Raw genomic sequence first — 11,959 nt, 5'->3', positions numbered from 1 at the left:
TGGCTCTTTGAGATCCCACTCATGCCCATGGCTTTGACCAGATCGTCCACAGAGCGGGTCGAGATCCCCTGGATATAAGCTTCCTGGATGACGGCCGTCAGTGCCTTCTCTGCCATACGGCGGGGCTCCAGAAACCCTGGAAAATATGTTCCCTTGCGCAGCTTGGGGATCCGCAGCTCGACCGTCCCTGCTCGCGTCTCCCAGTCCCGATCCCGATAGCCGTTGCGCTGCGCGAGGCGCTCAGGATCTTTCTCACCATAGGCAGCGCCGGTCGCACCGCCCACTTCCAGTTCCATCAGCCGCTGCGCGGCAAAGCCGATCATGTCGCGTAGAAAATCGCCGTCGGCTGTCTTCCCAACCAGAGCGTGCAGGTCCATCTTGTCATTGGTCATCGGAGGTCTCCGTAAGTTGAGCTTCGCAACCCAAACTTATCCGAAGTTCGCCGGTGACCACCCGCGAAACTGACCGGCCGCTACAGCGCTTTATCGATGAGCGCGCGTCCGGTCAGCTTCGCTACCCTCAAAACCTACACCACGCGCCGGGACACGACCAGCCGGGCCGCATCTTTCTAAGCGCAAGCGCAGATTATCGCGGAGGCGAAGCAAAGGGCGAGGCAGTGATGCCTGCAGCATCCATAGCAAGGCACGGGACGATCGTGACCAATCTGCGTCGGATCAACTACTGGAACGGCGTAGCTGACATAGCTTATAATCATGAAGTTGGAGGAAAAACCTATCCGGCAATATGGTCGGCACTTGCTAAAAACTATTCCAAACGTGTTCGCCTCGACCTCAATTTTCCCGTGGACTACTCATATCAATCGTCTAGCTTCGCTTACTTCAGCGCTGCTAAATTCCTTCAGAAGGAGGGACATCGTCCTGATCTTGCCGGCAAGACGGTGCTAGTCGGACATCGATCAAGCGTGTTCGGTGGAATTTTGAACATCCTCGGTCAAGGGCGATCGGCCGATGTTTTCCTACCTGCGATTGGCGCCGAAACTTTAATTGGAGGTGGAACCAAATCGTTGGGATGGCTTCCAGCATGGCTGCTGGCACTCACGGTTGCATATGCCGGCTTGTCCGGCAGGCAGCCCAAGTTCTGGGGCTTGCTAAGTGCCGCAACGTTGATGTTGATGCTCCTTTTACCCGTACCCATGCAGAATTCGGGCATCTTCATCATTTTGGCACCTGGCCTGATCCTGCTGGTATCTGCAATGGTCGCAGTGGCATGGCAGCGGTTCGGTGCGCGGAAGCAGAATCAGGGAGCGATCAATCCGGTCTCGGGGCTGCCTACGGTAAACGCGATCCTGCATCGCGATCAGGTTGATCCCCAAGTCCTGGTCTCCGCACGCATAAGTCGCTTCACCGAGATCGTAAGCACGCTGCCGCCCGATAATGAGCGTGATCTGCTGGAGCACGTGGTGTCGCGTATGTCCCTGGGCGTCGGAAGCTTGCAATTGCTGCATGGCGACGATGGCAATTTCTTCTGGTTGATGCCCATGGAGCAGCTGGCTTCCTCGGTCGACCAGTTCAAGGCGCTGCAATTGATTTTTCGCAATCCAATTGCTGTCGCTGATAAAAGCTTCACAGTCGATATCAATTTCGGTGTCGATCAGGAGACCGATCGTCCGCTGTCCCATCGTCTGTCGAGCGCGCTTGCCGCGGCCAGATCAGCTGCCGACCAAGGTACCTGCTGGAAGATCCATGATCCTGCGGCTAATGGCGCGCAGCAATGGGCGTTATCGCTTTTGGGCGAACTCGATAGAGCCATCGACAACGGACATATCTGGGTCGCCTATCAACCGAAGATGGAGCTCGCGACGCAGGCGATTGTCGGCGCCGAAGCGCTAGCCAGGTGGACGCATGTGACGCGTGGTCCCATCGGCCCCGATGAATTCATTCAAGTAGCTGAACGGCATGGCCGGATCGAAAAGCTGACGGCCTTTGTGCTCAACGATGCGACTCGGGTTGGAGCGCAGGCTCTTCGATCGGACCCGACTTTCAGCATATCGGTCAACATATCGTCTGTACTTCTGGCATCGCGGAACATCATCGATATGGTCCGACAGGCCCTCAGCGCCAACGGTTTCCCGGCCCAGAACCTGATTCTGGAAGTGACTGAAACCGCGGCGATGGCCGAAGGGCGTGTAGCGATCGCCCTGTTGGAAGAGTTGCGCGACATGGGTGTTTCTCTTTCGATCGATGATTACGGCACGGGGATGTCGACGCTGGAGTATATTCGCAGCATCCCGGCGACCGAGCTCAAGATCGACAAGCAATTTTCCATGGCCCTGCATAGCAGCGTTGAGGATCAGGCTGTCATGCAGTCGACGATCGAGCTCGCCCATGCCCTTGGGATGAAGGTCGTCGCTGAAGGGATCGAAACGGCGGAAACGCAATATCTTCTCAACCAGATGGGGTGCGAAATCGGGCAAGGCTACCATATCTGCCGTCCCACGGATTGGGAGACGGTGCTGACTATGATCACTAGGCAGCAGCGCCTCGTTGCGCATGGTTAATAAGTTGTAAACCACTTATTTTTTCTATATTGGTCCTCTTGGGCAGCGCGATGCGCTGTCTGATTTAGTAATGGGGACCGATATGAACAACAATTCGCGTGATCGTCGTCAGCAGCCCGTTCGTGGTTTCTGGGACTGGTTCTTCAACTTCTGATTGCCTTCAGGATTTAAGAATCCAAATGGACCGAGGAAAAGCCCCGAACTTCGGGGCTTTTCTATTTTAGAAGCATAGGGATCCATTGCTCGGCAATGAAGGAGGATGGGTTGACGCACGGCGCGAGTCTTCCCTTCGCGCAACGCGCCAGTTCGCCGATCGAATCGTTTACCGTTTCCCTATCAGGCGGCGACTCGGCGGCGCTCTGCCAACTCGTCGTTAAGCATTTCCGCTAACAGGAAGGCGAGTTCGAGGCTCTGCGCGGCGTTCAGGCGGGGGTCGCAATGCGTGTGGTAACGATCCGCCAGCCCCTCATCGGTGATGGCGATCGCGCCGCCGGTGCATTCCGTGACGTTCTGCCCAGTCATTTCCGCATGGATACCGCCGCCGAAGCTGCCTTCGGCGCGGTGCACGGCGAAGAAGCCGCGTACTTCGGCCAGAATGCGTTCGAACGGGCGCGTCTTGTAGCCATTGGCCGCCTTGATGACATTGCCGTGCATCGGGTCGCAGGACCAGAGCACCGGATGTCCCTCGCGCATCACCGCGCGCACCAGCTTGGGCAGGCCAGTCTCGATCTTGTCATGGCCATAGCGCGTGATCAGCGTGATCCGTCCTGCCTCGCGCCCGGGGTTCAGCACGTCCAGCAGGCGCAGCAGAGCATCGGGCTCCAGGCTCGGACCGCACTTCATGCCGATGGGATTACCGATGCCGCGGAGATATTCGACATGCGCGGAGCCCTCGAACCGGGTGCGGTCGCCGATCCACAACATATGCGCGCTGGTGTCGTACCAGTCGCCCGTCAGTGAATCCCGCCGCGTCAGCGCTTCCTCATAGGGGAGCAGCAGCGCCTCATGGCTGGTGTAGAAGCTCGTGCCGCCAAGTTGCGGCACGGTATCGGGGCTCAATCCGCAGGCCTTCATGAAGTCGAGCGCTTCGCCGATGCGGTCCGCCATCTCGCTGAATTTCTTCGCCCACGGACTGCGGCCCATGAAATCGAGCATCCAGCCATGCACACGATCCAGGCTGGCGTAACCGCCCGTCGAGAATGCACGCAACAGGTTCAGCGTCGCTGCCGACTGATTATAGGCACGCACCATCCGCGCAGGATCGGGCTCGCGGCCTTCCGCCGTGAAGGCGATGTCGTTTACGTTGTCGCCGCGATAGCTGGGCAATTCGACGCCCCCGATCGTCTCCGTATCGGCCGAACGGGGCTTTGCGAACTGGCCCGCCATGCGGCCGACCTTCACGATGGGCAGCTTGGAGGCGAAAGTCATCACGACCGCCATCTGCAACAGCACGCGGAAGGTGTCACGGATGTTGTTCGGGTGGAATTCGGCGAAGCTCTCCGCGCAATCGCCGCCTTGCAACAGGAATGCTTCCCCGGCGGTTACCTTGGCAAGATCCGCTTTCAGATGACGCGCTTCCCCTGCAAAAACCAGAGGGGGATAGGTGCTGAGCTGCGACTCCGCTGCGGCAAGCGCCGCTGCGTCGTTGTAACGGGGCATCTGAAGCCCCTTCTGGGTCCGCCAGCTATCGGGCGTCCACTGCGCAGCCACTGTATTTCTCCTGTCCAGATACGGTTAAATCAAGCGTCGCCCTATGCGCGTCGTGGAAAACAAAGGCAAGGGCGGCAGACTCCTTCTGCCTGCGCAGGACGCGCGGCGCCGAGCAAGAGTGCGTCAGTACCCTCGTGCCGGGTCTGTTTCGTGCAACAACGGCTCGCCCTTCATGTAGCGATGCAGATTGTCGACGAAGCGCGCCGCGCCCTTGGCGAACATCGTGGTCTGACTGCGGCCCGCAAGGTGCATGGTCAGAATGCAGTTGGGCGCGGCCCAGAGCGGATCATCGGCAGGCAGGGGCTCGGGCGTGGTCACGTCGAGGAAGGCACCGGCGATGCGTTTCTCCGTCAGCGCGCGGATCAGCGCAGGCTGGTCGATGAGGTCGCCTCGCGCGATGTTGATGATGCGTGCCTGTGGCTTCATGGCGGCGAATTCCGCTACGCCGAGCACGGCGCGCGTTTCGCCGGTAGCGGGCGCTGCGACGACGATCCAGTCGTAGTCGCCAAGGCGCGGACGCCACGCGTCGGGACCAAGAACGCCCGCAGCGGGGTCCGCCGTGCGGCGCACGCCCGTCACCTCGACGCCGAACGCCCTGAGGCGTGCGGCGATCATGCGCCCGATCGTGCCGAAGCCGATGATCAGTGCCTTGGTGCCGTCCATCTCCAGCGTGCCCGGCGCGACCTCCAGCCACTCACGGCGATCCTGCGCGCGGACGACGTCGGGGAAGCCCTTGGCGAGCGTGAGGGCGCCCATCACGGCATAGTCGGCCACCGTTTCGCTGTTGAGGCCGGAACCGTTGGTGAGACGCACCTTTCGATCAGTCAGAACGTCGAGGGGCAGGGCGTCCAGACCGGCGACGATCGTGCTCAACCATTTGAGCTTTTCCGCAGCCACGATCGCCTCCACCCGGTCGGAGAGAGAGAACTGGTCAAGCCATGCGACTTCGGCGTCGCGGGCCATGGCGATTGCCTGCGCGGCGTCGTCGAACCATTGCACGGCGACGCCATCGGGAAGGTGCGGCTCGACGGCGGCGCGCATCAGCGCGGGGGCGACGACTTTGACGGGCGCGGTATCAGTCAAGGTTCAGTCTCCACTCCCAACCCAGCGGATCGCCGTCCATCACGTCGACACCCCGCGCTGCAAGGCTGTCGCGGATCGCGTCCGATGTGGCGAAGTCTTTCTCCGCCCGGGCCGCCTTTCGGCGGTCAAGCTCCGCCTCGATTTCGGCCTCGGTGATCGTTGCGTCCTTCGGCGGCAGGCGCAGGTCGGCGCGCGTGAGGGTCAGCAGGTTAAGGCCAAGCGCCATGTCCATCGCGGCGATCAGGCACAGCTTCTCGTCAGCGGGCACCTTCTTGATGCTGGCGGCTTCCTCCAGCAGGGGAATGGCGCGCGGCACCATCAGGTCGTCGGACAGCGCGGCGTCGAAGGCATCGGCGAGCGGCTGCAGCTTTGGATGGAGGTTCGAGAGCAGGAATGGGCGGTCGTCCGACTGCCATGTCACGTCCTCGGCGCGGGACTTGAGCCCTTCCACGGCCATCACCAGCCGCTTGAGCCGCGTCAGCGCCGCGCCCAATGTCTCGCCGCTGAACTCAAGCTCGCTGCGGTAATGCGCGCTGAGGCATAGCAGGCGATAGGCGAGGGGGTGTACGCCGCGGTCGATCAGCGAGAACAGCGTGGTGAAGCCGCCCTTGCTCTTCGACATCTTGCCCGCCCGGTCGACCAGGAAGTTGTTGTGCATCCACCAGTTCGCGCCGGTGTGAGAGGTGCAGTTGAACGCCTGATTCTGGGCGATTTCATTGGGATGGTGGATCTCGCGATGGTCGATGCCGCCGGTGTGGATGTCGAACTGATGCTCGTCCCCGCCAAGATATTTGAGCGACATGACTGAGCATTCCAGGTGCCAGCCCGGCGCGCCTTTGCCCCATGGGCTGTCCCATTCCATCTGGCGCTGCTCGCCGGGGGGAGACTTGCGCCAGATCGCGAAGTCGGAAGCGTGGCGCTTGCCGGCTACGGGATCGATACGGGCATGGGCCGCGTCGTCATGCCCGCCGGCCAGCGCGCCGTAATCGGGGACGGTGGTGCTGTCGAAATAGAGGCCGGTGTCGAGTTCGTAGCAATGCTCAGGTGCGATGCGAGTCGCGAAGGCGATCATGTCGGCGATGTGATCGGTGGCGACCGACCAGCGGCTGGGCTCGATGATGTTGAGGGCGGCGATGTTACTCTTGAACGCGGCGGTGTAGTGCGCCGCTATGTCCCAGATGCTCTTGGCCTGGGCGCGGGCTGCGGCCTCCATCTTGTCGTCGCCTGCGTCTGCGTCGCTGGTCAGGTGGCCGACATCGGTGATGTTGATGACGTGGGTGACGTCGTAACCCTTCCACCGGAGTACCCGCGTCAGGGTGTCGGTGAAGACGTAGGCGCGCAGGTTGCCAAGGTGCGCATAGTTGTAGACCGTGGGACCGCAGCTATAGACGCGGGCGGCTCCGGGGGTGATCGGCACGAAGGCCTCGACGGCGCGGGTCAGGCTGTTGAACAGGCGCAGCGGAGTGGAATTGGGGGCAGCTTCGGTCATGCCGCGTGCATGATGCGGTTGCGGGGAGAGGTCAACCTCTGGCGATATAGGGTGCGTCGCTGAAGGTGGCTGAGGGGCTTGTAGGGTCGGAAGGTGACAAAGGTGACACTACGTCACCCCCCGGTCGGGGTGCTTTCGGGCTGTTGAGCTAAAGCCATGCCTGTGGGCACAGCGCTCCCGGGAACGCAGTAGTCGAGAGTTCCAGCTTGTATGTGTCGGTTTGGCTCGGTGCTTCAGCAGGAGCACGGAACGTTTGAGCAGTCGTCATAATCCCTCGCTCGTAGTGCATGGATCGGGCGAGCAACTGGCTCCCCGCCCGAACGCGCGTCGTGCAGCTTCGCGGCACTGCGGGTCGATGTGCCGGTTGCCTTTGTTTACCGCTGCACAGGTCAAGTCCAATGCTGTCCAGTTGGCCAGCCCGGTTGCCGCTTGCGGGGCCGCGGACATGCTGGGACTACGGTGCGGACCTCGCGCAGGGTGTTCGGCTTTTAACACTGTGGCGTGACTTAGCGCATGGAAGGACCTGTAGGACAGGGTCTTTGCACATGCAGCGCGAGACATGCCCGTGCGGCCGTGACTTACGCTAGTCGTCGTTGAGGCCGAAGCCGACTTTCAACATTACCTGGAAACGCTCGATCTTCTGGTCGCTGATGTGCCCGCGCATTTCGGTGACTTCGAACCATTGCAGGTTGTCCAGGGTCTTTGCGGCTCGCGCGATCGCACCCTGAATCGCATCATCGATCCCCACTTCGGAGGTGCCGACTATCTCTACGACCTTCGCTACGTGCTGCATGTGACATCCTTCTCCATTTGGGGAATAGACGCGCTTTGTTAATCTAAGTTCCCGCTCAGGCTGAAGCTCTGCTGACACGAGATTGCGAGTCACGCCTCCATCGAGTCGGAAACGCCGATCTCCAGTATCTCCATAGCTTCCGCCTTGCCGCCGACGTCGAGTAGTTCACCGACGCCCGCCTCCATCATCGCGCGGGCGAGGGGGGCGGAGAAGGCTATGCGGCCCTGGGTGGGGTCGGCTTCGTCGTCGCCGACCAGATCCAGAGCGCGGTCCTGTCCGTTCAGGCGAAAGCGGGCGCGGGAGCCGAAGGCGACGCTGTCCTGCGGCGGCAGGGGGGCGAGTTGGGCGGTGGCCTGTCGGGTGCGCCAGTAGCGGGCTTCGCGCAGGACCTTCTTGCGCGCCTCGACTTCGGTGGTGGCGGCAAGGGTGGCTTCGATGTCGCGCAGGCGCGCCTCGATCATCGCGAGGCCGCGCGGGGTGACGAGGTTGGGGCCGGGCGGGATGGGGAGTTCGAACTTGGGTTCGAGATGCTCCTCGTCGCTCTCTCGGCGGAAGGCGACGCTCATGAACTTTTTCCCGACATCACAATCCGTTCGGGCTGAGCGTAGTCGAAGCCTTCGCCTGAACGGCGTGAAGGCACTTCGACAAGCTCAGTGTGGCCCTTCGACAGGCTCAGTCCGAACGGAGAGGGGGTGTTCGCGGGCGTAGGGAGGGTTGCGCGCCTAGTCCTCATCGAACAGGCCCGCCAACTGCTCGACCATGGTGCCGCCAAGCTGTTCGGCGTCCATGATGGTGACGGCGCGCTTGTAGTAGCGGGTTACGTCATGGCCGATGCCGATGGCGACGAGTTGCACGGGTGAGCGGTTCTCGATCCAGTCGATCACTTGCCGCAGATGCCGCTCCAGATAGGTGCCGCTATTCACCGAAAGCGTCGAGTCGTCGACCGGCGCGCCGTCGGAGATCACCATCAGGATGCGGCGTTCCTCGTGCCGGGCGATGAGGCGGCTGTGCGCCCAGAGCAGCGCCTCGCCGTCGATATTCTCCTTCAGCAGCCCCTCGCGCATCATCAGCCCGAGGTTCTTGCGGGCGCGGCGCCATGGGTCGTCGGCGCGCTTGTAGACAATGTGGCGCAGGTCGTTGAGGCGGCCGGGGAGCGGCGGGCGACCGGCGGCCAGCCAGTCCTCGCGGCTCTGACCGCCCTTCCAGGCGCGGGTGGTGAAGCCCAGAATCTCGGTCTTGACGCCGCAGCGTTCCAGCGTGCGCGCCATGATGTCGGCGCTGATCGCGGCGATGCTGATCGGGCGGCCGCGCATCGATCCGCTGTTGTCGATCAGCAGGGTGACGACCGTGTCGCGGAATTCGGTATCGCGCTCGATCTTGTAGGAGAGCGAGCGCGTGGGATCGATGACGATGCGGGCGAGGCGGGCGGCGTCCAGCATGCCTTCCTCCTGATCGAAGTCCCAACTGCGCGACTGCTGCGCCATCAGGCGGCGTTGCAGGCGATTGGCGAGCTTCGTCACCGCGCCTTGCAGCGAGGTCATCTGCTGGTCGAGGAAACCGCGCAGGCGGATCAGTTCGTCATCGTCGCACAGATCTTCTGCGCCGGTCGTTTCGTCGTGGCGGGTGCTGTAGACCTTGTAGTCGAAGCCGGGCGGCAGGTCCGACATCGGGCGATTGGGGCGGACGGGCATCATGCCCTCTTCGCCCATGTCGTCCGCGCCGCTCTCGCTGTCGCTGTCGAATTCGTCGCTGTAATCCGGGTCGCCGTCTTCGCTTTCGCCGCCCTTTTCTTCGGAACGCGCTTCGGTCTGGGCGTCGCTGTCGCCGGCGTTTTCCTCGCCTTCGTCGCCCTCGTCCTGTTCCTGCTCCTGATCCTCGCCTTCCTCGTCGGCGTCGTCGTCGCTGGCGTCGGGCGGCGCGTCGCTCTCGATGAGTTCGAGATGTTCGAGGAGCGAGGTGGTGAGCTTCTGGAAGGCGCGCTGGTCGTCCAATGCAAGGCCGAGCGCGTCGAGGTCAGAACCCGCCTTGTCCTCGATCCATTCGCGGACGAAATCGAGGCCCGCGACGGCGCTGCGGGGCGCGGCCTGTCCGGTGAGGCGCTCGCGGACCATCAGGGCGACGGCAGTGCTCAACGGCACTTCGTCGCGGCCCTTTGCACGGGCGATGGGGTCGGACTTGAGGCGCATGGCGAGCGCGTCGTTCAGGTTGGCGCGGACCCCCGCCATCTGGCGCGAACCGATGGCTTCGACGCGCGCCTGCTCGACGGCATCGTAGACGGCGCGGGCGACGGCTTCGCCGGGCGCGGAGGCAGCGTGCATCTTGACGTTGTGGTGCCGGGCGCGGAGGGCGTAGCCGTCCGCGAAGCCGCGGGCGAGCGCCACCTGATCGGCGGGCAGGGCGCGGGCGGGCGCGGGCACCTTGATCTGCTTGCCCGCGACGTGCGGCGCATCGGCGGTGAAGGACACCTCCAGCTCCGGGTCGTGCGCCATCGCCCGCGCTGCGCCGGACAGCACGGCCTTGAAGGCGTCGAGGGGAGAGCGTTCGGTCATGGCGCTGCCGCGATCAAGCCTTGCCTACCACGCTTTCGGGGAGGTCCTTGCCGAACACCCGCTGGTAATATTCCGCGACCAGCGAGCGTTCCGCCTCGTCGCATTTGTTGAGGAAGGAGAGGCGGAAGGCGAAGCCGACATTCTTGAAGATGAGCGCGTTCTGGGCCCAACTGATGACGGTGCGCGGCGACATCACGGTGGAGATGTCGCCGTTGATGAAGCCCTGCCGCGTCAGTTCGGCGACCTTGATCATGTTCTCGACTTCCTTGCGGCCGCCCTCGTGATCATATTCGCCGGACTTGGCGAGGACGATCTGCGCCTCGGTCGCGGCGGGCAGGTAGTTCAGGGTCACGACGATGTTCCAGCGGTCCATCTGGCCCTGGTTGATCTGCTGCGTGCCGTGATAGAGGCCGGTCGTGTCGCCCAGGCCCACGGTGTTCGACGTCGCGAACAGGCGGAAATGGGGCGAGGGGCGGATCACCCGGTTCTGGTCGAGCAGCGTCATCTTGCCGTCGGTTTCGAGGACGCGCTGGATCACGAACATCACGTCGGGGCGGCCCGCATCATATTCGTCGAACACCAGGGCGACGGGACGTTGCAGCGCCCAGGGCAGGAGCCCTTCCTTGAATTCGGTGACTTGCTGCCCATCCTTCAGGACGATGGCGTCGCGGCCGACAAGGTCGATGCGGCTGATATGCGCGTCGAGGTTGATGCGGATGCACGGCCAGTTGAGGCGCGCCGCGATCTGTTCGATATGCGTCGACTTGCCGGTGCCGTGATAGCCCTGAACCATCACGCGGCGGTTGTGCGCAAAGCCCGCGAGAATCGCCAGCGTGGTGTCCGGATCGAACACATAGGCGGGATCGGTATCGGGCACGCGCTCGTCGGCTTCGGAGAAGGCGGGGACCTTCATGTCCACGTCAACGCCGAACACGTCACGGGCGCTGACCTCCCGGTCAGGGCGTTCCATCACGGTTTCGGTGCGGCTGTCGGGCTGGGTATTGGGTATGTCGGTCATGCTCTGCCTGTCTTTGGGAACCGGGCGGTTGGATGGGACGATCCTTCGATACGCCATTTCGACTTCGCTCAATGGCTACTCAGGACGAACGGTGCAATATGTAAACCAATCCCCACCGTTCGTGCTGAGTAGGGACTAAGCTTGTCGAAGGCCTGTATCGAAGCATCATGCAAAGGCCGGAGCCTTTCGCAAATGCGTATAGGCGGAAATCACCTCCTGCAACGCTTTCTCGTGGCTCCTGTCCCCGCCGTTATGGTCAGGGTGATAGCGCCGCGCGAGTTCGGTATAACGCTGCCGGAGCGCTTTTCGGTCCGCGTCGACGCCGAGGCCGAGCGTCTTTAGCGCCTTGCGGTCGTCGGTCGAGAGCGGTTTTGCGTCGGCGCGGGCCTGGGCTTCGCGCATCCGCTCCTTGAAGCGCGCGCCGATGGCGTCGATCGGATCGTCGAAATCCTGCCATTTGGGCGGAGGCGTCGCGCCGTTGGCGGCGAAGGCGCGAGTCTCGCGCTCCCAGCCGGCGAAGGGGCGCTGCGCCGCCTCGATCTCGTCGGGGGACATGCCGGTGAAGAAATTATATCCGGAATTGAATTCGCGCACATGGTCGAGGCACAGCCAGCGCCAGCGCGGCCCCTCCGCATGGGAGGCCGGTCCTTCGGGGGGAGGCGCGCGAAACTCGCCGGGCTCCGGGCATCCGCCAACGGCGCAGGGGCGCCCTTCGCTTTCCACCCGCCCGTGAAAGCGGTTGAAGCGGCGCGAGGAAAAAGGATCGGAAGCCAAGATCAGTCCAGATGCAAACAGATGT

At 62.8% G+C, this 11,959-nt stretch carries 10 protein-coding genes; 1 reads left to right on the top strand and 9 read right to left on the bottom strand.

The genetic code is table 11. The features are described from left to right. On the bottom strand, window positions 1-392 hold a 392-nt coding region (locus tag QHC67_RS16145; protein WP_319295830.1), incomplete at its 3' end, for a transposase. Window positions 393-445: 53 nt separating this feature from the next. Between QHC67_RS16145 and QHC67_RS16140 the strand changes: the two genes are divergently transcribed. After that, window positions 446-2,518: an EAL domain-containing protein gene (locus QHC67_RS16140; RefSeq protein ID WP_319295828.1), complete on the top strand. Its 2,073-nt coding sequence runs from the start codon at window positions 446-448 to the stop codon at window positions 2,516-2,518. Window positions 2,519-2,854: 336 nt separating this feature from the next. On the opposite strand, the gene QHC67_RS16135 is transcribed toward QHC67_RS16140, so the two are convergent. From QHC67_RS16135 to QHC67_RS16100, 8 genes are all read right to left on the bottom strand, one after another. Next, the gene (locus QHC67_RS16135; protein WP_319295827.1) at window positions 2,855-4,228 is read right to left on the bottom strand and encodes a class II 3-deoxy-7-phosphoheptulonate synthase; all 1,374 of its coding nucleotides are present in this window, start codon (window positions 4,226-4,228) and stop codon (window positions 2,855-2,857) included. A 123-nt stretch (window positions 4,229-4,351) separates the two neighbouring features. After that, a complete protein-coding gene (locus QHC67_RS16130; RefSeq protein WP_319295826.1) occupies window positions 4,352-5,311 on the bottom strand; it encodes a D-2-hydroxyacid dehydrogenase in 960 nt (319 codons plus the stop codon). Next, a complete protein-coding gene (gene cysS, locus QHC67_RS16125; protein WP_319295824.1) occupies window positions 5,304-6,800 on the bottom strand; it encodes a cysteine--tRNA ligase in 1,497 nt (498 codons plus the stop codon). The genes QHC67_RS16130 and cysS overlap by 8 nt, the downstream gene beginning before the upstream one ends. A 583-nt stretch (window positions 6,801-7,383) precedes the next feature. Then, a complete protein-coding gene (locus tag QHC67_RS16120; RefSeq protein ID WP_319295822.1) occupies window positions 7,384-7,593 on the bottom strand; it encodes a dodecin in 210 nt (69 codons plus the stop codon). A gap of 89 nt (window positions 7,594-7,682) precedes the next feature. Beyond that, window positions 7,683-8,159 carry a GreA/GreB family elongation factor gene (locus QHC67_RS16115; RefSeq protein ID WP_319295820.1) on the bottom strand — a complete coding sequence of 159 codons (477 nt, stop codon included), beginning with the start codon at window positions 8,157-8,159 and terminating at the stop codon, window positions 7,683-7,685. A 156-nt stretch (window positions 8,160-8,315) separates the two neighbouring features. Beyond that, a complete protein-coding gene (gene cobT / locus QHC67_RS16110) occupies window positions 8,316-10,142 on the bottom strand; it encodes a cobaltochelatase subunit CobT (RefSeq protein ID WP_319295818.1) in 1,827 nt (608 codons plus the stop codon). A 13-nt stretch (window positions 10,143-10,155) separates the two neighbouring features. Beyond that, window positions 10,156-11,160, bottom strand: coding sequence for a cobaltochelatase subunit CobS (gene cobS, locus QHC67_RS16105; RefSeq protein WP_319295817.1), 1,005 nt, complete (start codon window positions 11,158-11,160; stop codon window positions 10,156-10,158). 165 nt (window positions 11,161-11,325) lie between these two features. Beyond that, window positions 11,326-11,934, bottom strand: coding sequence for a J domain-containing protein (locus QHC67_RS16100; protein ID WP_319295815.1), 609 nt, complete (start codon window positions 11,932-11,934; stop codon window positions 11,326-11,328). Between the last annotated feature and the right edge of the window lie 25 nt (window positions 11,935-11,959).

This window comes from Sphingobium sp., from assembly GCF_033795625.1.
GTDB lineage: Bacteria > Pseudomonadota > Alphaproteobacteria > Sphingomonadales > Sphingomonadaceae > Sphingobium.
The sequence above is the reverse complement of the archived record's forward strand: the minus strand, read 5'-3'. Positions and strand labels throughout refer to the sequence as shown.

Excerpts from the sequence above, each read along its gene's own strand:
- cobT (WP_319295818.1), bottom strand. The coding sequence starts at position 10,142 with ATGACCGAACGCTCTCCCCTCGACGCCTTCAAGGCCGTGCTGTCCGGC.
- cobS (WP_319295817.1), bottom strand. The coding sequence starts at position 11,160 with ATGACCGACATACCCAATACCCAGCCCGACAGCCGCACCGAAACCGTG.
- cysS (WP_319295824.1), bottom strand. The coding sequence starts at position 6,800 with ATGACCGAAGCTGCCCCCAATTCCACTCCGCTGCGCCTGTTCAACAGC.
- QHC67_RS16115 (WP_319295820.1), bottom strand. The coding sequence starts at position 8,159 with ATGAGCGTCGCCTTCCGCCGAGAGAGCGACGAGGAGCATCTCGAACCC.
- QHC67_RS16120 (WP_319295822.1), bottom strand. The coding sequence starts at position 7,593 with ATGCAGCACGTAGCGAAGGTCGTAGAGATAGTCGGCACCTCCGAAGTG.